This is a genomic window from Trueperella bialowiezensis, assembly GCF_900637955.1.
Taxonomy (GTDB): Bacteria; Actinomycetota; Actinomycetes; order Actinomycetales; family Actinomycetaceae; genus Trueperella; species Trueperella bialowiezensis.
In genome coordinates this window covers 705,640-725,856 of record NZ_LR134476.1, presented here as the reverse complement: position 1 = coordinate 725,856, position 20,217 = coordinate 705,640, and the positions used below count along the sequence as shown (strand labels likewise).

The 20,217-nt window shown below is 60.5% G+C and carries 22 protein-coding genes; 11 read left to right on the top strand and 11 right to left on the bottom strand.

Annotated features, from left to right (window positions below; genetic code table 11):
• Window positions 1–32: 32 nt before the first annotated feature.
• Window positions 33–698: a YczE/YyaS/YitT family protein gene (locus EL234_RS03390; protein WP_126416148.1), complete on the bottom strand. Its 666-nt coding sequence runs from the start codon at window positions 696–698 to the stop codon at window positions 33–35.
• A 158-nt stretch (window positions 699–856) separates the two neighbouring features.
• Here EL234_RS03390 and ychF point away from each other — a divergent pair, with 158 nt between their 5' ends.
• Window positions 857–1,936 (top strand): redox-regulated ATPase YchF, encoded by a 1,080-nt coding sequence (gene ychF, locus EL234_RS03385; protein ID WP_126416147.1) that lies wholly within the window; start codon window positions 857–859, stop codon window positions 1,934–1,936.
• 316 nt (window positions 1,937–2,252) lie between these two features.
• Window positions 2,253–2,552, top strand: a complete 300-nt coding sequence (locus EL234_RS03380; RefSeq protein ID WP_126416146.1) for a HigA family addiction module antitoxin — start codon at window positions 2,253–2,255, stop codon at window positions 2,550–2,552.
• Window positions 2,553–2,861: 309 nt separating this feature from the next.
• Here the strand turns inward: EL234_RS03380 and EL234_RS03375 are convergent, their stop codons facing one another.
• Together EL234_RS03375 and EL234_RS03370 are read right to left on the bottom strand one after the other, a co-directional pair.
• A complete protein-coding gene (locus EL234_RS03375; RefSeq protein ID WP_241969072.1) occupies window positions 2,862–4,112 on the bottom strand; it encodes a Glu/Leu/Phe/Val family dehydrogenase in 1,251 nt (416 codons plus the stop codon).
• 80 nt (window positions 4,113–4,192) lie between these two features.
• Window positions 4,193–4,774 (bottom strand): nitroreductase family protein, encoded by a 582-nt coding sequence (locus tag EL234_RS03370; RefSeq protein ID WP_126416144.1) that lies wholly within the window; start codon window positions 4,772–4,774, stop codon window positions 4,193–4,195.
• A 125-nt stretch (window positions 4,775–4,899) separates the two neighbouring features.
• Here EL234_RS03370 and EL234_RS03365 point away from each other — a divergent pair, with 125 nt between their 5' ends.
• Both EL234_RS03365 and EL234_RS03360 read left to right on the top strand, forming a co-directional pair.
• The gene (locus EL234_RS03365; protein ID WP_126416143.1) at window positions 4,900–5,352 is read left to right on the top strand and encodes a carboxymuconolactone decarboxylase family protein; all 453 of its coding nucleotides are present in this window, start codon (window positions 4,900–4,902) and stop codon (window positions 5,350–5,352) included.
• Entirely contained in the window at window positions 5,283–5,846 is a 564-nt protein-coding gene (locus EL234_RS03360; RefSeq protein ID WP_164712327.1) for a GNAT family N-acetyltransferase, read from the top strand. Before EL234_RS03365 ends, EL234_RS03360 begins: the two co-directional genes overlap by 70 nt.
• Before the next feature lie 45 nt (window positions 5,847–5,891).
• Here the strand turns inward: EL234_RS03360 and EL234_RS03355 are convergent, their stop codons facing one another.
• The 4 genes from EL234_RS03355 to EL234_RS03340 all read right to left on the bottom strand — a co-directional run bounded on the left by EL234_RS03355 (window position 5,892) and on the right by EL234_RS03340 (window position 10,913).
• Window positions 5,892–7,646 (bottom strand): HNH endonuclease signature motif containing protein, encoded by a 1,755-nt coding sequence (locus EL234_RS03355; RefSeq protein ID WP_126416141.1) that lies wholly within the window; start codon window positions 7,644–7,646, stop codon window positions 5,892–5,894.
• 269 nt (window positions 7,647–7,915) lie between these two features.
• Entirely contained in the window at window positions 7,916–8,710 is a 795-nt protein-coding gene (locus EL234_RS03350) for an ABC transporter ATP-binding protein (RefSeq protein WP_126416140.1), read from the bottom strand.
• Window positions 8,688–9,767, bottom strand: a complete 1,080-nt coding sequence (locus EL234_RS03345; RefSeq protein ID WP_126416139.1) for an ABC transporter permease — start codon at window positions 9,765–9,767, stop codon at window positions 8,688–8,690. Before EL234_RS03345 ends, EL234_RS03350 begins: the two co-directional genes overlap by 23 nt.
• A 162-nt stretch (window positions 9,768–9,929) precedes the next feature.
• Window positions 9,930–10,913 (bottom strand): ABC transporter substrate-binding protein, encoded by a 984-nt coding sequence (locus tag EL234_RS03340; RefSeq protein WP_241969071.1) that lies wholly within the window; start codon window positions 10,911–10,913, stop codon window positions 9,930–9,932.
• A gap of 310 nt (window positions 10,914–11,223) precedes the next feature.
• Here EL234_RS03340 and EL234_RS03335 point away from each other — a divergent pair, with 310 nt between their 5' ends.
• From EL234_RS03335 to EL234_RS03320, 4 genes are read left to right on the top strand one after another with little or no spacing between them, the layout of a single operon-like run.
• A complete protein-coding gene (locus EL234_RS03335) occupies window positions 11,224–11,922 on the top strand; it encodes a ZinT/AdcA family metal-binding protein (RefSeq protein WP_126416138.1) in 699 nt (232 codons plus the stop codon).
• 29 nt (window positions 11,923–11,951) lie between these two features.
• Window positions 11,952–13,277: a metal ABC transporter solute-binding protein, Zn/Mn family gene (locus tag EL234_RS03330; protein WP_126416137.1), complete on the top strand. Its 1,326-nt coding sequence runs from the start codon at window positions 11,952–11,954 to the stop codon at window positions 13,275–13,277.
• Window positions 13,278–13,290: 13 nt separating this feature from the next.
• The gene (locus EL234_RS03325; protein ID WP_164712325.1) at window positions 13,291–13,971 is read left to right on the top strand and encodes a metal ABC transporter ATP-binding protein; all 681 of its coding nucleotides are present in this window, start codon (window positions 13,291–13,293) and stop codon (window positions 13,969–13,971) included.
• Window positions 13,964–14,815: a metal ABC transporter permease gene (locus tag EL234_RS03320; RefSeq protein ID WP_126416135.1), complete on the top strand. Its 852-nt coding sequence runs from the start codon at window positions 13,964–13,966 to the stop codon at window positions 14,813–14,815. The genes EL234_RS03325 and EL234_RS03320 overlap by 8 nt, the downstream gene beginning before the upstream one ends.
• A 38-nt stretch (window positions 14,816–14,853) precedes the next feature.
• Here EL234_RS03320 and mscL read toward each other — a convergent pair whose 3' ends face one another.
• Window positions 14,854–15,255, bottom strand: coding sequence for a large conductance mechanosensitive channel protein MscL (gene mscL, locus EL234_RS03315; RefSeq protein WP_126416134.1), 402 nt, complete (start codon window positions 15,253–15,255; stop codon window positions 14,854–14,856).
• Between the two features lie 81 nt (window positions 15,256–15,336).
• On the opposite strand from mscL, the gene def reads away from it, so the two are divergent.
• Window positions 15,337–15,897, top strand: a complete 561-nt coding sequence (def, locus tag EL234_RS03310) for a peptide deformylase (protein ID WP_126416133.1) — start codon at window positions 15,337–15,339, stop codon at window positions 15,895–15,897.
• 62 nt (window positions 15,898–15,959) lie between these two features.
• On the opposite strand, the gene EL234_RS03305 is transcribed toward def, so the two are convergent.
• Entirely contained in the window at window positions 15,960–16,577 is a 618-nt protein-coding gene (locus tag EL234_RS03305) for an FMN-dependent NADH-azoreductase (protein WP_126416132.1), read from the bottom strand.
• A gap of 175 nt (window positions 16,578–16,752) precedes the next feature.
• Between EL234_RS03305 and EL234_RS03300 the strand changes: the two genes are divergently transcribed.
• Both EL234_RS03300 and EL234_RS03295 read left to right on the top strand, forming a co-directional pair.
• Complete coding sequence (locus tag EL234_RS03300) at window positions 16,753–17,286, top strand: O-acetyl-ADP-ribose deacetylase (RefSeq protein ID WP_126416131.1); 534 nt, start codon at window positions 16,753–16,755, stop codon at window positions 17,284–17,286.
• Window positions 17,286–18,167 (top strand): formate transporter FocA, encoded by an 882-nt coding sequence (locus EL234_RS03295; protein WP_126416130.1) that lies wholly within the window; start codon window positions 17,286–17,288, stop codon window positions 18,165–18,167. Before EL234_RS03300 ends, EL234_RS03295 begins: the two co-directional genes overlap by 1 nt.
• On the opposite strand, the gene EL234_RS03290 is transcribed toward EL234_RS03295, so the two are convergent.
• Both EL234_RS03290 and EL234_RS03285 read right to left on the bottom strand, forming a co-directional pair.
• On the bottom strand, window positions 18,133–19,080 hold the full coding sequence (locus EL234_RS03290) for a YdcF family protein (RefSeq protein ID WP_164712323.1): 948 nt from the start codon (window positions 19,078–19,080) through the stop codon (window positions 18,133–18,135). The genes EL234_RS03295 and EL234_RS03290 overlap by 35 nt on opposite strands.
• Before the next feature lie 27 nt (window positions 19,081–19,107).
• The gene (locus EL234_RS03285; RefSeq protein WP_164712321.1) at window positions 19,108–20,067 is read right to left on the bottom strand and encodes a patatin-like phospholipase family protein; all 960 of its coding nucleotides are present in this window, start codon (window positions 20,065–20,067) and stop codon (window positions 19,108–19,110) included.
• Window positions 20,068–20,217 lie beyond the last annotated feature (150 nt).

Below are 20,217 nucleotides of genomic sequence, written 5' to 3'. Positions count from 1 at the left end.
CAGCCCTGCCGGCTCTCGCCGTCACGCCAGCCTTACCGGCTTTCGGCGTCGCTCGGCGGCGCCCCTACGAACCACGCGTACGCGGCGTCGATGGGCCGTTGAATCCAGCCGACGATCACGCCCGTGAACACGGCGGCAATCACGGTTCCCTCACGCACACCTTCAACGCGCCCGAAAAGTAGGAGCGAGGCGACGATTGCGAATGCGACGAGTGAGACGTCGAAGATTACCTTCACCTTGGGGAACGGCCAGCCGCCCACTTTCGCGATCGCGCTCACGATCCCTTCGCCGGGTAGAAAATATTTCGAGGTCGCAACCTCGAATGCCACGCCAACGGCCACAATAAACACGCCGGCGAATAGGAAGAGCAGGCGAGCTTGGTATTGTTGCGGGACGTATGGGGCGAGCAGGTTCATCGTCAGGTCGAGGATGCCGGAGAAGAACATGGCGATCGGTATTTGAATCCAATACCACAGCGGAAAATCTTTGCGTAGCAGCACCCATTGGAGCACCACGAAGGCCACGTTGAAAATGAAATTCCACATTCCAAAGCTCAACGAGGTGAGCACCGAGAACACCCACATGGGCGAGCCAATCGCCGACGTCCCCAGTCCACTTTGCGTGATGAATGCCAGGCCGATTGCCAACATGGCAACGCCGACGCTGAAGAAAATGAAAGATTTGATTTCTCGCACCACAAAGTTAACAGTACAGGACTACGACGCCATTTCGCCCGGCAGAGCCTTGCCGTATCGCCCGGCTGAGCTCTGGCGGCGCCCAGCGGAGCCTCGCCGCGCACGCCGTCGGCGTGGGGTCCAGTTCGGAAAAGTGCGGACATTGCCCGTACAATGGGCGCGTGTCTTTAACCATTGGAATTGCTGGATTGCCTAACGTTGGCAAGTCGACTTTGTTTAACGCGCTCACCCGCGCGAACGTTTTGGCGGCGAACTATCCGTTTGCCACGATTGAGCCCAACGTGGGCGTGGTGCCGTTACCCGACCCGCGGCTGGAACGGCTGGCGGAGATTTTCGGCTCTGAAAAGATTTTGCCGGCCACCGTGTCTTTCGTTGATATTGCTGGCATTGTGCGTGGGGCCTCGGAGGGGGAGGGGCTGGGTAACCAGTTCTTGGCTAACATTCGCGAGGCGGACGCGATCTGCCAGGTGACGCGCGCGTTCGCGGATCCGGACGTGACCCACGTGGACGGCAAGGTCGATCCGAAGTCGGACATCGACACGATCACCACCGAACTCGTGCTCGCCGACATGCAGACCCTCGAAAAGCAGCTGCCGCGCCTCCAAAAGGAGCTGACGGGCAAGAAGATCAGCGCCGACGTCGTCGACACCGCTAAAGAGGCCCTCGACATCCTCGGTGAGGGCACAACCCTGTATGCGGCCGGGCGGCACCTCGATCAGCAGATTCTCAAGTCGTTCAATCTGATGACCACCAAGCCGTTCATCTACGTGTTCAACACCGACGAGGACGGCCTCGCCAACGAACAGATGCAGGCCGAGCTGCGCGAGCTTGTGGCGCCGGCTGAGGCGATCTTCTTGGATGCGAAGTTCGAGTCGGAGCTTGTCGAGTTGGACGACGACGAGGCCCGCGAGCTACTGGAATCTACCGGCCAAGAGGAGGCGGGGCTCGACAAGCTGGCCCGCGTCGGCTTCGACACGCTCGGCCTGCAAACCTACCTGACGGCCGGCCCGAAGGAAGCCCGCGCTTGGACGATCCACAAGGGGTGGACGGCACCCCAGGCGGCCGGCGTCATTCACACCGATTTCGAGCGCGGCTTCATCAAGGCGCAGGTGGTGTCGTTCGACGAGCTGGACGAATACGGTTCGATCGCCGAAGCCCGTGCGCACGGCCGCGTCCGTATGGAAGGCAAGGATTACGTCATGGCCGACGGCGACGTCGTCGAATTCATGTTCAACGTCTAGGGGACGAATTGCAGGCTAGGCTTCGTTTCATTAGAAAGACGCACCTCTAAGTTTCAGCAGAGACCCACTTGCAACGCGATGTTTATGACTCAATTCGAGTCGTCGAGGGGCCTCGTACTAACTGCGCTACAGGTTCGACGTTGTCAAGTTCGCGTTTAACGTTTAGCGTTATTGACGCGATGCGTTAAGTTTTGCGATACTGGTTGTGTGATCAGATCATTTGGCGACCGTGACACGGAGCTCGTGTGGTGACGTGAGCGTGCACCGAAGCTGGACCCGAAAACGTTAAAATCGAGGACTATCACTGAGGCGAGCGATGACTGAAAAACTTTATGCCCCCATTCATCCGGGTGAGATCTTGATGAAGGATTTTATTGAGGGATTCGAAATCACCCAGCACAAGCTTGCTGTGTCGATCGGCGTGCCGCCTCGCCGGATTAACGAGATCGTCCACGGCAAGCGCGGGATCACGGCGGATACTGCGCTTCGGCTCGGAAAGTACTTTGGGGTCGAGCCACAGTTCTGGCTTAATCTGCAGAGCCGGTACGACCTCGAGGTCGCCGAGGATCGCATCGCGGGAGAGGTGGCCGAAATCAAGCCACTTCAAGTTCCCTGACAGTGGGTGCGAGCCTCGGAAGACTGTGCGTTCAAGTATGAACACAACGGTGAAACGGCCGCAGAGTTCTTGTTGTGGTGGGGCGGACATCATATCGGGTACTTTACGCCTGAGAGATTTAAGTACGCGCGAACCGAGAATTCGCTGCCTTGGCTGTGACCGTGCCCGCCATATCAACGGTTCAGATTTGTGAATCTATCTGGCTTACTTTGCCCTATGTGGCCTTTTCGTGTTCAACGTTTAAAAAGAAGGCGGGGCCTGCCACACCAAGGTGCAACAAGCCCCGCCGACGCTAAGTTAGCGGTCCGATCACGGGAACAGGCCGCGCATATTGTGCGCGTCGAGGACCCGCTTCACGGCCATCGACACGGCGGCTTCGCGCAGGTTGATGTCGTGTTCTTTCGCGAAGGCGACGACGTCGTCCCACACGGCGAGCATGGCCGTTTCTTGCGACTCGCGGACCCGGTCGAGGTCCCAGAAGAAGTTGTCGCGCGACTGTACCCATTCGTAGTAGGAGACGAGCACGCCGCCCGAGTTTGCGAGGATGTCGGGCACGACGAGCACGCCGTTCGCGTTGAGGATCTCGTCACCGGCGGCCGTGGTCGGCCCGTTCGCACCCTCAACCACGATCTTTGCCTTGACCTTGGCCGCGTTGTCGCCGGTGATGACCGCTTCGACGGCGGCCGGGACGACGGCGTCGACATCGAGTAGCAACAGTTCGGCGGGATCCATCGCCTCGGCGCCGGCGAAACCGACGACCTTCCCGGTCTCATCAACGTGATCGGCAAGGGCTGCCGTGTCGATGCCGTCGGCGTTGTAGACCGCGCCGAAGACGTCGGAAACGGCGACGACCTTCATGCCGGCGTCGTCCATGAAGCGGGCCGCGCCACGCCCGACCTTACCGAAGCCCTGTACGGCAACCGTGGCGTCTTTTTCGGCGATGCCCAGCTGTTCGAGGGCGGCACGTGTGGTGATGTAGACGCCGAGTGAGGTTGCTTCCGCGCGGCCGAGCGAGCCGCCAAGCGAGACGGGTTTGCCGGTGACGACGCCGGGGCTCGTGTAGCCCACGGCCTGCGAGTACGTGTCCATGAACCAGGCCATCGTCTGTTCGTTGGTGCCAATATCGGGGGCCGGAATGTCGATTTCGGGGCCGATAACGGGCAGGAGTTCATGGACGTAGCGGCGGGTGATCCGCTCGATCTCGGCCTGCGAATAGTCGGCCGGGTCGAAGGCGATGCCGCCCTTCGCGCCGCCGTAGGGCAGGTTGAGCAGGGCCGCCTTCCAGGTCATGAGCATTGCAAGCGCGCGAACTTCTTCCATGTCCACGTTGGCCGCGTAGCGGATGCCGCCCTTGCCCGGCCCGCGGCTCCAGTTGTGCTGAATCCGGTAGCCCTGCAGCACTTCGACGGTGCCGTCGTCGCGCTGGACGGGTACCGCAACGGTCACCTCGCGGCGCGGGGTTGCTAAAAGGTCATAATCGTCGTCAGAAAATCCGAGGATTTCCTGTGCACGCTTGAGCTGCGCCTTCGCGTCGTCGTAAGGCGTGGGAGTTGTGCTCACGTGTACCTCCTTTGTGAAAATAGGTTCCGGATACACTTTAGCCCGCCGCGGCGCCGCGTGCGCCATTTCGAGACGGTCAGTTAGGCCAGAATCACCCGTTCGTTCGGATCGAGGGCAGGCTTGTCGGCTCCGGGAGTCTCGATGGAGCCGAAGGGCATTTGGGCGAGCATCTCGAAGTCGTCAGGCAGGCCGAGCAGTTCGCGGATGCCCGATTCGTAGCCGACGTTGAAGTGTTGCAGCGAGGTTCCAAGGCCGAGTTCGGTGAGTTGCAGCCAGACGGCGAGGGCTGTGATCGCATGGTTGTTCTCTTTGTAGATTTCGCTGCGAGCGGGGTTGAGGCCCATGTTCTCAACCGCGGTGCGGCTTTCGAAGAGGAGCACGGTACCGAGGCCCTGTTTGGCTTGCGTGAAGCGTGGGGCGAAGCGTTCGTACATGTCGGGGGAGAGGGCTCCTTTTTGGTCGGAGTGGATCGAATCCCACACCTTCGTGTTGTTGTCGCCGCTGACGACGACGAGGCGGGTGGTCTGGCTGTTCATCGCCGAAGGGAGGCGGGTGATGATGCCACGGAGCGCGTCGGCAACGGACTCGGCGGTATGTTCGGTGTTGGTGCCGATGTGGTAGACGGAGCGGCGGGCATGGATGAGGTCGGACAGGGTCGTCATATAAACTCCTACAAACAAAATCGTTGAATCTTTTATTATTGCAGTTACAGTATAGTGTCGTCGAAGATGTTTGTGGGCCGTGGCCGTCGAAGCCATCGGCGTAGAGGAGAAAAGGAATCGCTGTTATGAAGAGGCTGTATATCGACAAGGTGCATCCGGAGGTTTTTAAGGCGCTCGCGGCGGCGTCGCAGGCAGCATCGGATGCGGCCGAGGAGGCGGGGCTGGGGCTCGATCTGGTTGAGCTCGTCAAGGTGCGCGCCTCGCAGATTAACGGGTGTTTGATTTGTTTGTCGATTCATATGGATGTGGCGCGTGAGGCGGGGGTGCCGCAGCGCAAGCTCGATTTGCTCACGTCGTGGCAGGAGAAGAAGTCGCCGTTTACGGACGAGGAGCGGGCGGCGTTGGCGTTGGCCGAAGAGGTGACCCGCGTGGATGACACGTTGGCGATGGATCGTGCGCTCGAGATCGCTGGCGACGCGTTTACGCCCGAGCAGGTGTCAGCGATCGCGTGGAATACGATCATGATCGGTGCGATGAACCGGTTGTCGATCGTGTCGGGCCATCCGCCGCGCCGTTGATGTCGGCCGTGGAAGCCGTGGAAGCCGTGGAAGGAAGGCTCCGCCGGGCCACGCCTGCTGATCTGGAGATGGTGGTCGAGATGCGGGCGGTGATGTTCGCGGCGATGGGCGCAAAGGTTGATGAGTCGTGGCTGGAGCCGGCTCGGGCCTGGTTTGCCGCCAATTTCGATGATCCCGATCTGGGTATTTTCTTCATCGAGTGGAAGGGCCGTGTGGTGTCGTGTGGCGTGGGGCAGATTCGGCGTACGATCCCGTCGGCGGGCAATCCTTCGGGTGTCGATGTCTACGTCAATACGGTGGTGACCCGGGAGGAGGCGCGCGGCCGGGGTTTCGCCCGCGCCGTGACGCAGGCGGTGCTCGACTGGGGGCGCAGCCGGGGCGCGACCCGCGCCGAGTTGTTGGCGACGCCGGCCGGGCGGCCGATCTACGAGGGGCTCAGTTTCGCTGAGTTCGGCAACGTCGCGATGCGGGCGCCGTTGACGGACCGCTCTTAGCGCCGACGACGAACAGCATTCCCGAAGGCTAACCTCGTTTCCGGGCTAACGCCGTTCCCGCCCTCGTTCGGTGTACCAGTATCCGGCGTCGTCACGGAACGACACCCCGTTTTCGTGCCGATAAATCGTGATGTCATTCTGGTGTACGAACTGATGGTGATACCAGCAGAGCATGATGAGGTTGCCGATGTCGGTGGGGCCACCTTGATGCCATGGGATGGCATGGTGGATTTCGGAGGCTTGGTGAGTGTGGTCGCAGCCGGGGAACCGGCAGGTCCCATCGCGGGCGATCACTGCTCTTCGTTGGCCATTTGTGCATAATCGGGTTGCCTGACCGTGATCGAGAACAATTCCATCCGGTGTGAAAATCTGCCGCGATAATCGCGAACCACAAAGTAGGGTGAGGAGTTGACTTGGGACGAGGGGCGTGCCGTCGTCGAGAGTCGCCGGCTCGAGACCCGCAAACAAATCGGGATCAATCCCGGCACGAATCTCGGCAATGACGCAACCTAACGTTTCCGGATCGGGATGCGCGGAGCTGGTGACCTCGCCGCCGGTAAGTTCGCCGGCGCCGCCGTGACGGCCGGCAACCTCGCCACCGATAACCTCGCCACCGATAACCTCGCCACCGACGACCTGAACGCCACTGGCCCGACCGTCACTGGCCCGACCGTCACTGGCCCGACCGCTGCGATCGACAGCACCGTGACCACGGACAACACCGTACCCACCGGTAGCACCGCTTTCGCGGTCTTGCGCCGCGGTACCTTGAACGGAGGCTGACCGGCTGGCGATCTTTGCTCGGGCTTCGGCGGTGACCAGGGTGTCGAAGGGAATCTGTACCGTAATGTGGGCAGCACCGTTGCCAAGGGATGCGACATCCTTATCTTGGGCTACACGCTGGCAGATCTCGACCAGTGCGGCGGCCCGCCTCTCGAGCGGCCCGCGCGGATCGCCGGCGGTGGGCACTCCCATGGCGCTCGTCAAAACATTGTTGACAATCTGGCCGTTAAGCGAATCAAGCTGGCCCTTGATCTTCCAGCCACCCTCAGTCTCGACGAAGGCTAACGTTTGCTCCTCAAACTGCGCCTGGGCTTCACGCTCGGCACGTGAAGGAGCGTGCTTGGTTGCCCAGGCTCGCACACGCTTGGTGAACCGCCCGGCGTCCATCGAGCGTGCCGCGACAAGGAGCTGTGCGGCGCCATCCTCGGGATCGAGAAGCTTCTCCTTAAGCTGGGGATCCTGCGTTGCACGGGTGAGCACATCAATATGACCCGTAGAAATCTTGCCCTGCTGGAGATCGGCATTGAAGTCAGCAAGATGATCATGAAGAGCTTCGGCGCGCTTGACCGTAGTCCGTGAGTTTGCGAGGCTGGTGCGACTAATCTTGCGCTCAAACTCGGCGAGCGTGCGCGATCCGGTAGACCTAAAATCACCGGTATCCTTTACCCTGACCAATGTGGTGGAGTGCAGGGCGTCGGTCCGGGCGCGAACGGACGCGAGCAACTCGGAGAACTGAAGCAGCTCTGCGCCCGAGAGATCGCTGACCTTCTCTTGGCATAACTCATCAAGCAAATCGACGACAGCCTGCAGCTTCCTAAGCGAATCAGCCGCGCCCAAAGAATCGGACCGACGCCCGGACCCCGCGCCGTTTACGGCACTATCACCCGAACCCGCACCCTCTACGGCACGATCACCCGAGCCCGCGCCACCTACAGGACACTTCCCAGACACAGAACGAGGCGCCCCGCCATCCGGCTCTTCCGAAGCCGAAAACAAATCAAGTGCTGCGGCAGCCATAGCGCACCTCCTCCGTGCCAAACACCAGCGCTCCAACGCGGGTAGACGATACTTTTGCCGTCTCTCGAACGGCTTAGCACTATCCTACCAATTTTCGAACGCGCGTTCTGTATGTGTTCGATCACGTGGAGAACTTCCCGCTAAGCACGCTGTGGAAAAGTTTTCGACCACGGCCACCACGGCCACCACCGCCAGCCACCACCAGCCAGCACACCACCACCGGCACGAGCAACACCAGCACCAGCAGCCACCACCGCCAGCACTAGCCCTTACTGCAGCATCGTCCGATCGGACAGCCCGGCGCCACCGCTGAATGATGCGAATCGTTCGAGCAGGTCGGGTACGGTCATGGACTGTTTCTCGGCTCCGGACACGTCCATGATGATCCGTCCTTCGTGCATCATGATGAGGCGGTTGCCGAGGCTGAGTGCTTGTTCCATGTTGTGTGTGACCATGAGGGTCGTCAGATTATTTTGCGCGACGAGTTCCTCCGTCAGCCGTGTGACGAGCTCGCCTCGTTGCGGGTCGAGTGCGGCCGTGTGTTCGTCGAGCAGGAGCACTTGCGGGTGCGTGAACGTGGCCATGAGCAGCGACAGCGATTGCCGCTGCCCGCCCGACAGCAGCCCCACCCAATCGTCGAGCCGATCTTCCAGGCCCTGTTCGAGAATCGCCAGCTGCTCGCGGAAGAATTCGCGACGCTTCTTATTGACCGCCCTACGCAGGCCACGCTTCTTGCCGCGCTCGTAGGCAATCGCCAGGTTTTCCTCGATCGTCATGTGCGGCGCAGTCCCCGCCGACGGGTTCTGAAACACACGCCCCACATAGGCGGCCCGCTGAAAATCGGTCAGCTTCGACACGTCCTTGCCGCCGATCTGCACAGTGCCCGAGTCCGCTGGGTACGACCCCGAGATCAGGTTGAGCAGCGTCGACTTTCCCGCACCGTTCGAGCCGATGATCGTCACGAAATCGCGTTCGGGCAGGTCAAGATTGACGTCGACCACGGCCTTCCGCTCATTCACCGTGCCCGGAAAGAAAGTTTTGTTAATGTTCCGTAGCTTCAGCATGTTTATTCCTTGCCTTTTCGACGACGCCGTCCGCCCGGCTCGTACCATCCGCCCGGCTCGCACCATCAGTCTGGCCGCCGTCACGTCCGCCGCCCACCACGTTTTCGGAACCGCCTGCGACGCTTGCCGCGACGACGTCGTCGGGTAAAATCTCAGGGTTTTGCAACGCGTCCTCGTGCTTGGGGCGGAACGCGCGCGGAACCCGTTTGAGGACCGACCACTGCGGCAACACGAGGGCGAGCACGACGAGAACCGCGGAGATCAGCTTCGTGTCGTTCGGGTTGAGGCCGGCTTCGATGGCGAGGTAGATAACTACCCGGTAGAGGACCGCGCCGAGGACGACGGCGGTGGCGGCCCGTGGCACGGTGAGCCGGCCGATGATGGCCTGCCCAATAATCACAGATGCGAGCCCGGCCACGATGATGCCGATACCCATCGAGACGTCGGCAAAGCCTTGGTATTGCGCGATGAGCGAGCCGGACAGCGCCACCAAGCCGTTGGAGATCGATAGGCCGAGGATCTTTTGCACGTCAGTAGAGACGCCGAAGGATTGGATCATTTCGGGATTGTCGCCGGTAGCGCGCATGGCCAGGCCGAGGCTCGTGTGTAAGAACCAGACAATGATGGCAAGCACAATGACGACGACGGGCAGCAGGATGAGCGTTCCCGTCCACGAGCCGGTGCCGAGGTGGCCGGCGTCGCGCAATCCTGACAGCAGGGAGTCTTCGCGCAGCAGCGAAATGTTGGCTGCGCCCATGATGCGCAGGTTGATCGAGTACAGGCCGATCTGCGTGAGGATGCCGGCAAGAAGCCCGTCGATGTTAGCTTTCGTGTGCAAAATACCGGTGATCGCACCGGCGATCATGCCGGATACGAAGCCGGCGATCGTGGCGAGTATCGGATCCACCCCGTTGACGATCGTGATCGCGGAGACGGCCGCGCCGGTGGCGAAGCTGCCATCCACGGTGAGGTCAGCGAATTCAAGGATGCGAAACGTCAGATAGACGCCGAGCGCCATGATCGCGTAGAGCAAGCCAAGTTCGATGGCAGTTACCATAGTGTTCCTTCTATCTGTTTCAGCAGTGTTTTTCCGCGGTGCGCGGCCGAGTTTCGCGCAGGAGGGCCAGATCGCCCCGCCGAACCGCTCGCACGCGCCAGGCCTGATGACCAGCACGCGCGAGGTCACCGGCACGCACGAGCCGAATCACCCGGGCGCGCCTTATTTGAAGGTGTTTTCCGGTTTGGCGCGCTCGAGCACCGAATCTGGGAAGGTGACGCCCATGCGCTCGGCGGCGGACGTGTTGATGTACAGCACTGGTTCCTTTTGTGCTTCGACTGCCATCGTGGCCGGGTCGGCGCCCTCGGTAAGGATGCGCACGGCCATTTCGCCGGTCTGGTAGCCAAGTTCGTAGTAGGCGATGCCGTAGGTGGCAAGCGCACCGCTCTTGACGGAGTCGCCTTCGCCGACGAAGACGGGGATCTTCTTCGTTTCGCCCACTTGGAGGACGGAGTCGAGTGCGGAGATGACCGTGTTGTCGGTGGGGATGTAGATGGCGTCGACGTCGAGCGAGTCGGCTGCCTGCTGCACTTCGGAGGTGTTGATGACGGTGGCTTCCTTCACCGTGAGGCCGAGGGGGCCAGCGGCTTCGGCGACCCAGTCGGCTTGCACCTGGGAGTTTGCTTCGCCCGAGTGGTAGATGATGCCGACCGTTTTGGCGTCCGGCACGATTTCCTTGACCAGCTCAAGTTGTTCGCGTACCGGGTTGGCGTCCGTCGTGCCCGTAATGTTTGCTCCCGGGGCGTCGGCGTTTGCAACCAGCCCGGCGCCTACCGGATCCGTGACGGCGGTGAAGAGCACCGGCGTCGTGGTGATTGCTTGTGCGAGCCCTTGGGCCATGGGTGTGCCGACGCCGAGCACCAGGTCGTAGTCGCCACCGGCCATTGATCCGGCGATGGACGCGACGACGGTCTGGTCGTTGTTCGCGTTCTGCTCGTTATACGTGACGTCCAAGCCGGCGTCGGAGATCGCGGCCTTAAACCCGTCGACCGCCGCGTCAAGTGCGGCATGGGTGACGATCTGGGTGACGCCAATGTTGTACGAATCTGCGCCTGAGGCGCCGGAGTTATCTTTCGAATCTGAGCCGCACGCTGCCAGCGCAAGTGTGGCAGCCGCCGCCAGAGCAACGAGCTTCTTCTTCATCATGATCCTTCGTGCGAAAATCTGGGGCACGTGGCGCGTGGCCACTTTGCCGCGTGGTTATTGATGATACCAACCATCCACAGCGTGGAACGCCCGTTTCATTTTGTGGACGTCGGCGGTGTGCGCGGTTCGCCCTGTTTTGGTGAGGTAGGTAATTCTTTGGTTTTAACCTTGTTTAATTAGAAAAGGTTAGGCTAACCTAAATACATCGGCGGCTGACTCATCATAAGCCTGCCGGTGTACACGCATGGCGGACTATTCGTTCGCCGGACTGATGGTAACCAACCGGTTACTGATAAAAACGGAGGTATGAATGACTACTCGCCGACCACTACGCGCGGCCGCAGCAGCGTTTTTCGCGGCGGCTCTCGCGCTTGGCATGACCGCCTGCTCGAACGACGACGGCGGTAAGGAAGAGACGACGGCGCCGGAGACCAGCGCGCCGGCAACTGAAGAGACGACCGAGGCCACCGACGGCAACGGCGGTGACAAGGCCGAGGCCACGCTTGCTGATTGGGAAGGCACCTGGGTGTCGCTCGATGCGATTTCCAAGAAGGATTCCATGAAGCCGCACGCAGAAGAAGCTGCGAAGGAGCACGGCGAAACCTACGAAGAGATTATGGAAGAAGTCGGTGAAACGCTCGAAACCGATTTCGCTGGCTTCGTTGTTGACGCCGAGCGCATCAACTTCTTCGACGGACTTGACGACGCCGATGCAACCAAGGCTGCTGACGGTGGCGAATACAAGTTCACCGAGGTCAAGGTTGGTAAGCATGATGACCACGAGTTCTCCTGGTTCATCTTCGAAGGTGGCGAAGGCGCCAAGTACAAGTACGTTGCTCTGATGGAGCTGCACGGTGAGGAATCGCTGGCGCACTTCCACATGCGCTACGGCGATGATCTGGATGCCGTTGTCAACCCGGACAACGACCACTGGTTCCCGACTTTCGTGAACCCGAAGGAAGGCACCGACGAGCAGCTTGCTGAAGTGATCTTCCACCACGATCACTGATAAGCCAAACGGAGGCAGAAGTTACTGAGATGTCTCTTTCACGTAGAGCATTTCTCGGGATCGCCGCGGCGGCACTTGCCGCCGCGGCGGCTTCGTGTTCGCCCGGCGGGGTAGACACGGAGCATGGCCCATCTGATGGCCGCCCGGTCGTTTATGCATCGTTTTACCCTATTCGCAGCCTTGTCGAGGAAGTCGCCGGCGATGAGATCGAGGTTCGCTCTTTCATGCCGGACGGGCATGATCCCCACATGTGGGAGCCGTCGCCGCAGGCGATGAAGGGGTTGGCAGAGGCTGATCTGCTCGTTGTTAACGGCGCGAACATGGAAGCATGGTTGCCGCAGGTTGAGCAGAATTTCCCGGATTTGCCGATTCTTAAGCTCAGCGAATACGTGGATCTTATTACCTATAAGGGTGCTGCCGCGATCGGCGAGTTCCAGTATTTGGCTGCCTCGCCGCTGGTTCCGGGTGATAATTACCGGCTCGTGTTTGGCCACACGCATGAGAAGAATATGCGCGCCGTGTTCTTCACCGCGCCGGAGGGAACCTCTCAAGACGACTTGGTCAAGCTTGGCAGGAAGACCATGGAGAGCGAAGGCACTCCGGTTGCGCAAAAGGAAGATTTTGAACTCGTCGACGGCGAAGTGCTCGACATCGCGATGGGCCACGAATCGGGCACAGTGAGTTTTAAAGTGCCCGAGGGGGATGCGAATTGGTATTTCGCTGCCGACCGGGTGTCACAAGATATTTTGAGCTATCGGATCGTCGAAGAAGATGGCACGGAAATGCCGACCGTGCCGGTGATTGATGGTTCGTCGTCGGGAACTGACACGATCACGTTCGATCCGCATTCGTGGATGTCCGTCATCAACGCGAAGCGTTACTGTAACGCGATCGAGAGTACGCTGAGCGAACAGTTCCCCGAGCATGCGAAAACATTTTCCAAGAACCGCTTCGACACCGTCCGTGAAATTACGGCGTTGCAAGCCGAGTACAAAGAAAAGTTTAGTGAGGCCGAGCAGAAAGAGTTCGTGGTCAGTCATAACGCGTTTGGCTACCTTGCCCGCGATTTCGGTTTGCAACAGTTGAGTTTGCAGGGGTTGACGACGAACGAGGCGCCGAGTTTGTATTCGCTCGTCTATTCGATCAGGTACGTACGCGAGGCCGGTATTGACACGGTCTATCAAGAGTATGGCGTGCAAGATCCGGGGATTCAGATCGTCGTTGAAGAAGTCGACGGCCGTGTGCTGCCACTGGCATCGATGGAGCACACCAATCCGAGGGACGAGCTTTACGAGGGCGGCTACATCGCCTATATGGAAATGAATTTGGCTAACCTCGCCGAATCTATCAAGTAAGGACAGTATGACAATGTCATCCAGTGATGCTATTTACGCTCAGGACATCACTTTTTCGTATGGCCGTTTCGAAGTGCTGCGCGGGGTGAGCCTTCGGGTGAAGCCCGGTGAGACCGTGGTGCTGACCGGTGATAACGGTTGTGGCAAGTCAACGCTGGTCAAAGTGGTGATTGGCGAGCTGGCACGTTCAGGCGGTGAACTGAGTGTGCTGGGCCAGGAGGTTAGCACGCGGAGGGGCCTTGAGCATGTTGGTTACGTTCCGCAGACGAACGTCGTGTCCAAAATTTCGTTCCCGATCACTTCGGAAGAGCTCGCCGTCCAAGGCCTCGCACGTGATTTCGGGCCGATTAAGATTCCGCGCAAGCGTCACCTGGAAGCAACCCGCGAATTGTTTGCCACCATGGGGCTTGAAGAATATTTGGACGTGCCGTTCGGGGAGCTTTCTGGTGGCTTGCAGCAGCGCGTCATGATCACCCGGGCGCTGCTCGCTGATCCGAAGCTCGTGGTGCTCGATGAGCCTACCGCTGGCGTGGATCGCGAGAGCCGGGTTGGGTTCCTCGAGCTGTTACGCGATTTGGGCCGCACCCGCGGGATCGCGATTTTTGTTGTCACCCACGATGTCGCGCTGGTCGAACGTCACCTGGACGTGGCTGCCACGTACCGCATGGAAGAAGGGGTCTTGTTAGATGATTGATCTGCTTATCGAGCTGGAGTTCGTGCGCCGCACGTTCGCCGTCGGCGCGATGCTCGCGGTTGCGATCCCGTTGATTGGTGTGGTCATGGTGAACCGGCGGACGTCGATGATGTCGGACGCGCTGTCGCACACGTCGCTTGCGGGCGTTGCGCTGGGGCTCATCGCCGGCTTTAATCCGGTGACGGGCGCCATTATTACTGCGGTCTTGGGCGCCTACCTCATTGAGATCATTCGGCATAAGTGGCCGCAATACGGTGACATGGCAACCGCCGTCACCCTGTCAGCCGGCCTGGGAACGGCCGTGCTCCTATCCGATCTGGCACCATCCGGGCGCAGTTTTGAATCGTACCTGTTCGGTTCGATCACGGCGGTCACCATGTTTGATCAGAACGCGACGGCGGTCGTGTTCGTCCTGGTCGTCATCATGTCGATCATGTTCTACGGCAGCCAGCTGGATATCGCCGTCGACCCGACGCTTGCCCGTCTATCCGGAACCAACGTCTACCTGGTCAACTGGGCGTTCACCACTCTCGCCGCCGTGACGGTTGCGATGTCGGCCAAGGTCGTGGGCGCGCTGCTCGTCGTGTCCCTCATGGTCTTGCCGGTGGCGACTGCCCTGATCGTGTGCCGCAGCTACCGCAGCGCTATGATCGTTTCGGTCGCGCTCGGCGTGCTCTACATGATGACCGGCCTGACGATCTCGTACACGGTGGACGTACGCCCCGGTGGCACGATCGTCATGAGCGCCGTGGCCGGCCTGCTCATCGCGTTCATCGGGCGTAAGCTCTGGCCTGCCGACCGGAAAGTAGACAAGGCAGTCGCCGACGTGTTGACAGCGGCATAGTTACGACGACGCCGTAGCGCCGCCGACGTCGTCGTGATCTAGCCCTGGTTTTGCTTGAGCAGGTCGCGGATTTCCGTGAGCAAAAGTGCTTCGTCGGTCTTGACGGGCTGTTCTGGTTCGGCGTCGTCGTCGGCCTTCGACTTGCTGAGCTTGCCCATCGGTAACACGACGAAGAAATAGAGTGCTCCGGCGATGATAAGGAAGTTCACGCCCGTGGTGATGAGCGTGCCGGGCAGGATCGTTGCGCCGTTGAGATGGATGGTCCAGATGCGGTCGAAGTTGGGTTTGCCGAACACCGCGGCGATGAGCGGCATGAGCACCGACTCGTTGAGCGCCGTGACGATAGAGCTGAACGCGCCGGCGATGATGACGCCGACCGCCAGGTCGACGACATTGCCGCGTGCGATGAAATCCTTAAAACCGTTCAGTGCTTGTTTCATGATGGTCCTTTCGTTTATACCAAAGCGGCAAGTGTAGTACGAGTGTCGTGAATTGGGTGAAAGATGACATAGTCTAAGACCATGATCTATCCCATTCACGTTTATGGTTCCCCGGTGTTGCATAAGGTGTCTGAACCGGTCACAGTGTTCGACGACGACCTGAAGCAGCTGGTTGATGACATGTACGAAACCACGGTGGCGGCACCCGGCGTGGGGCTTGCCGCTCCGCAGATCGGGCTTGATAAGGCGATGTTTGTGTGGGTGTACGACGACCACGACGGGCCCGAACGCGGGGTGGCGATTAATCCGAGCCTGCTCATAGAGCCGGTCGAGATCGGGGAGCCCGATAAGTATGAGGAGTCGGAAGGATGCCTGTCGTTTCCTGGTTACCCTTTCCCGCTGCGCAGGTCACCCTACGCGCTGTTGCGCGCGCAAGATGAAAACGGTGAGTGGTACGAGCTCGAAGCACGCGGCTGGTTCGCGCGGATTTTGCAACACGAATACGACCACCTCAAGGGGCGGATTTTTGTTGACCGGCTACACGGCAAGCTTGCCAAGCGGGTTGCTCACGTGATGAAGGGCGAAAAGTGGGGCGGCCCCGGCGTGACGTGGACGCCCGGTGAGGACTCGCCCTACGAATAGTGCGTTGAGATAGCGCAAAGGGCGCCCTACTGACAGGGCGCCCTATTCGCGTCGTCGTTAGTTTAGATGCTGCGTGCGAGTTCGCGGATCTTGTCGAATACGCCGGCCATGATGTCGTCGGCGCGGTCCGGTTCGTGATCCATGCCTTCGGCCACGATCTGATCGACCTCGCAGCCGATGAAGCTGAATACGCCCTTGATGTAGCGGCAGGCGGGATCCTGCGCGTTGAAGTGACCGCCGGATGCCTGCAGGTGAATCACGCGCTTACCGCGGGCAAGCCCTTCGGCTTCGCCCTGTTCGTTGTAGCGGAACGTGGTGCCCGAGACGACGACGGTGTCAACCCACGCCTTCAAACGCGTGGGGATCGACAGGTTCCACAGCGGGTTGGCGATAACCACCACGTCGGCGTCGAGGAACTGTTGGGTGTACGTGTTGAAAAGTGTGATCTTGTTTTGCTGTGCGTTGGTCAGGTGCGCGAAGTGTTCGCCGGAGCCGAGGGCCGACCAGCCGGTCAACAGATCGAGATCGATTTCCGGGATCGCCACTTCGTACAGGCGCAGCTCTTGGACCTGAGCTTCGGGATGGGCTTCTTTGAATGCCGCTACAAACGCGTCAGTCATCTGCATTGAACGGGAAGCGTTAGCTTCGAGTGGATGTGCCCGGATGATTAACGTGCGCAACGTAATTCCTTTCGTGAGATAGGTGGTAAGGCTTGAGCCTCATGCAATCTTGACCATATCAATATAATCGCCCAAATTCCTGCACGTTTGTTCAGCTTTTTCGGGCAGCGTGAACGCTCGAGGTGCTCGCGTAGAGTGGGCTAAAGAGTGAGTTACAGCCAGGTGAGGGGGAACAGTGGAGATCAAGATTCAGCCGGGGGATATTACGCAGGTTGAGGCGGACGCGATCGTGAACGCTGCTAACTCGACGTTGCTCGGCGGCGGGGGAGTGGACGGCGCGATTCACCGCGTGGGCGGACCGGAGATCCTTGCCGCGACGAAGGAGCTGCGAGCAACGGTTTTGCCCGACGGTCTTCCGGCTGGGCAGGCGGTAGCGACGACGGCGGGCAAGCTTCCGGCACGCTGGGTGATTCACACCGTGGGGCCGGTGTATTCGACCAGCGAAGATCGTTCACATATTTTGGCCTCCGCCTATCGGGAATCGTTGAAGGTGGCCGCGGATCTGGGCGCTACCACGGTGGCGTTTCCTGCGATCTCGGCGGGCGTGTATGGTTGGCCAATGGACGACGCCGCACGCATTGCCGTCGAGACCGTCACTGAGACCCTCAGCGAATCGGAGATGAACATCACCGTCATCTTTGTTCCTTTTGGTGAGCGTGCCACTGCCGCTTTCGAGCGTGCTGTTGCGAACCTTGAAGAAAGGCAATAATGGATCTTACCCGCGCGCGCAGCCCCCAGGAGACTGCCGAGTATTTGGCCGAGCAGATGCTCGGTAAGGCAACGAACCGGTGGGGCAGGATGTTCGTGCTCGCGGTCGCCGCGGGCGTGATGATTGGTCTGGGTTTCGCCTTTTACATCACTACCCAGCAAGGCGCGGCTGGTGCCCCGTGGATCGGCGAAGCGAAGTTTTTGGGTGGCGTCGCCTTTTCCGTAGGGCTCATCCTCGTGGTGCTGACGGGAATGGACCTGTTCACGTCCACCACAATGACCCTCGTACCGCTGACTCGCAAGCAGATATCACCTGGCCGGTTCGCTGGCCACTGGGCCGTCGTCTACGGCGGCAACTTCCTGGGCGGCCTAGCGCTCGCGGCCTGCTTGGTAGGCGCGGGCACGTACATGCAAGGCGGGGGTGCGTGGGGCGTGGCCGCGATCCAGACGGCGATGGCGAAGGTTTCGCACACGTGGCCGCAAGCATTCCTGCTGGGGATGTTCTGCAACGTCATGGTCTGTTTGGCTGTGGTGCTCGCATATGCGGGGCGCACTGTTACCGACAAGATTTTAGGTATCGTCGGGCCGATTGCCCTGTTCGTGGCCACTGGTTTTGAGCATTCGGTGGCGAACATGTTCCTCATCCCCGCGGCGCGCCTCATCACCGAGGTCGCAGGCCCGCAGTTCTGGGAGTCTGTGCCAGCGCTCGCGGCCGATCTCACGAAAGCCGACGCGCAATCTACACTCACTGCTCCCGCGTTCTTCTTCGATAACCTGCTCCCCGTCACGCTGGGTAACATCGTGGGCGGTGGCATCTTTGTGGGGTTGTTCATGTGGTTCGTGCACGTCAAGATGGCTGACGACGCCGTAGCGCGGCAATAGTTTCGAGGCAGTAGGCGCCGTATTCGCGCACGATTAACGCAACCGAGGCCGATCCTGCCCGCCCGCCCACACAGATACCGGGCAGGCCTGCACGATGCATGAGGATTCCTGCTCGATAGGCGTGAAAATCGTTAGTCACGCCCACGTACGGCGCGGCGACCCCCGCGTTACGCAAGAGCGCCTGTGTGTAGAGGAAGTTTTCGGCTGTCGTGGTTGAGCGGTCTTCGATGAGAATTCGCTGCGGTGGCACCCCATCCGCCACAGCGGCGTCGGCCATGATGTGAGCCTCTGCCAGGCCTCCACTGGGCGAGCCGCCGGTGAACACTAACGCGATGTCTGCGCCGTGATTCCAGTATTCGCGTACGAGCCGCACGCCGTGGTCGATCCGGCGCCGAAGGAGGCGGCTGGGTTTGCCGTTGATTGTGCGGGCTCCGAGCACGATGACTGCCCCGGGGGTTGGCGCTAAATCCGCGTGCTGGCCGGCAATGTGCAGGTAGCGAATCGAATAGGTGACGTAACCATAGAACAGGACACCGTTAATGCCGGCCGCGGCGATCACCGCTCGTAAGGGTGTGGCGATCAGCGCGTTCACGGACGGGTTGAGAATACTCAGGCCGCAAGAGATGGAGACGATCGCCCCGCCGAGCAGGCCGGAGAACAGTTTTTGAGTGGGTTTCCTGTGCACGTACGGGGTGAGTGCGGCCACGAGGAGCCACGCGCCGAAAGCAATATGTGCGAGTGCGCCTGCCGCGGTGACGGCGTCGCCAAATGGAACGTGGAAGACGCTGTGGAGCGTGGCGATGGCGAGCGCGGAAAGCGTGCCAGCAGCCAGCCACGGGAGGATGGCAGCGCGGGGTTCACGCCGTGCCCACACTTCGCAGGCAAGCGCACACGCGATCACGATGAGCCACACGAGGCCAGTATAGGGCTGTGGCAGCGGCTAGATTCCCGTCTCGTCGAAGACCTTGATCGCCGCTGTGCGCCCCATGTCGATGAGTTCGGCGGCCCGGTGGTAGTCGAGATCGCCGACGGCGTCCTTGGGGATGCGGACCGTGGCGGGCACGGGGTTGGGTGCGGCGCGGTAGCGGTTGATCGCATCTTGCATGACGCGCAAAGATAGTGCCATTACTTCCATCGTGCGTAGGCTTTCGGGCAGTGGTTCACTACCCGAGGTGTTATCTGAGGCGCTGGCGGCGTCGCCGAATCGGGCGCCCCAGCTTTCTTCTAGCCGGTGGAAAAACTCGGTTTCCAGCAGTGAGCGTTTGGCGCGTTCCCAGCTCTTCGTCATCCAGGAGTCTTCGCCTTCTGCGCCGAGTTTGAGGTCGTCACGGGAGAGCACTTCGCGGGGATGAGTGGCTGCTGGGCCGCGCAGGTCGACGGCGACCGTGGCGTCAGCTGCAACGGATAGTGTCGGTTCGACCGGCAGCGGGTTGAGCAGACCGCCGTCGACCAACAAGCGATTTCCTATCCGTACCGGCGTGAACGCGGTAGGAATCGAGATCGAGGCGCGCACGGCCCGGAATAACGGGCCACGTTGGAACCAGACTTCCCGCCCGGAGATGATGTCGACGGCGACGGCGGTGAACGGGACCCGCAAATCTTCGATATCGGGTGAGCCGGTCACCTTTTCGATCTCGGCGAGCACCCGCTTACCTTTGATGAGCCCGGGCTCGCCGATGGTGAAGTCGAGCAGGGAGCGGACGTCGGATTTGCTCAGGCCGAGCACCCATTCTTTGAGCTCGGCGAGCTTACCGGCTCCGTACACTCCGCCGACGAGCGAACCAATCGAAGCACCCGAGATCGCCACTACTTCGTGGCCGCGGGCTTCAAGTTCGTCGAGGACTCCGATGTGTGCCCAGCCGCGAGCACCTCCGGAACCGAGCACGAGTGCGATCTTCACGGGAGCCTCCCTCATAGACGTTTGTTCGGTGCCAATTATTCCACCTATGCCCGCCTCTATGCCCGCCTTGCCTGCCGATGCGCCTTATGCCGTCGGCTAACAATGTTCACCAACGGTAAAAGGCGTTGAGAAAGCGGCTGAAAACGGTGG

Bases quoted from the DNA above. Each gene is read 5' to 3' on its own strand.
- EL234_RS03380 (WP_126416146.1), top strand. From the start codon at position 2,253: ATGACTGAAAAACTTTATGCCCCCATTCATCCGGGTGAGATCTTGATG.
- EL234_RS03295 (WP_126416130.1), top strand. From the start codon at position 17,286: ATGGATCTTACCCGCGCGCGCAGCCCCCAGGAGACTGCCGAGTATTTG.
- EL234_RS03345 (WP_126416139.1), bottom strand. From the start codon at position 9,767: ATGGTAACTGCCATCGAACTTGGCTTGCTCTACGCGATCATGGCGCTC.
- EL234_RS03335 (WP_126416138.1), top strand. From the start codon at position 11,224: ATGACTACTCGCCGACCACTACGCGCGGCCGCAGCAGCGTTTTTCGCG.
- EL234_RS03325 (WP_164712325.1), top strand. From the start codon at position 13,291: ATGTCATCCAGTGATGCTATTTACGCTCAGGACATCACTTTTTCGTAT.
- def (WP_126416133.1), top strand. From the start codon at position 15,337: ATGATCTATCCCATTCACGTTTATGGTTCCCCGGTGTTGCATAAGGTG.
- EL234_RS03340 (WP_241969071.1), bottom strand. From the start codon at position 10,913: ATGATGAAGAAGAAGCTCGTTGCTCTGGCGGCGGCTGCCACACTTGCG.
- EL234_RS03355 (WP_126416141.1), bottom strand. From the start codon at position 7,646: ATGGCTGCCGCAGCACTTGATTTGTTTTCGGCTTCGGAAGAGCCGGAT.
- EL234_RS03330 (WP_126416137.1), top strand. From the start codon at position 11,952: ATGTCTCTTTCACGTAGAGCATTTCTCGGGATCGCCGCGGCGGCACTT.
- EL234_RS03365 (WP_126416143.1), top strand. From the start codon at position 4,900: ATGAAGAGGCTGTATATCGACAAGGTGCATCCGGAGGTTTTTAAGGCG.
- EL234_RS03370 (WP_126416144.1), bottom strand. From the start codon at position 4,774: ATGACGACCCTGTCCGACCTCATCCATGCCCGCCGCTCCGTCTACCAC.
- EL234_RS03320 (WP_126416135.1), top strand. From the start codon at position 13,964: ATGATTGATCTGCTTATCGAGCTGGAGTTCGTGCGCCGCACGTTCGCC.
- mscL (WP_126416134.1), bottom strand. From the start codon at position 15,255: ATGAAACAAGCACTGAACGGTTTTAAGGATTTCATCGCACGCGGCAAT.
- EL234_RS03350 (WP_126416140.1), bottom strand. From the start codon at position 8,710: ATGCTGAAGCTACGGAACATTAACAAAACTTTCTTTCCGGGCACGGTG.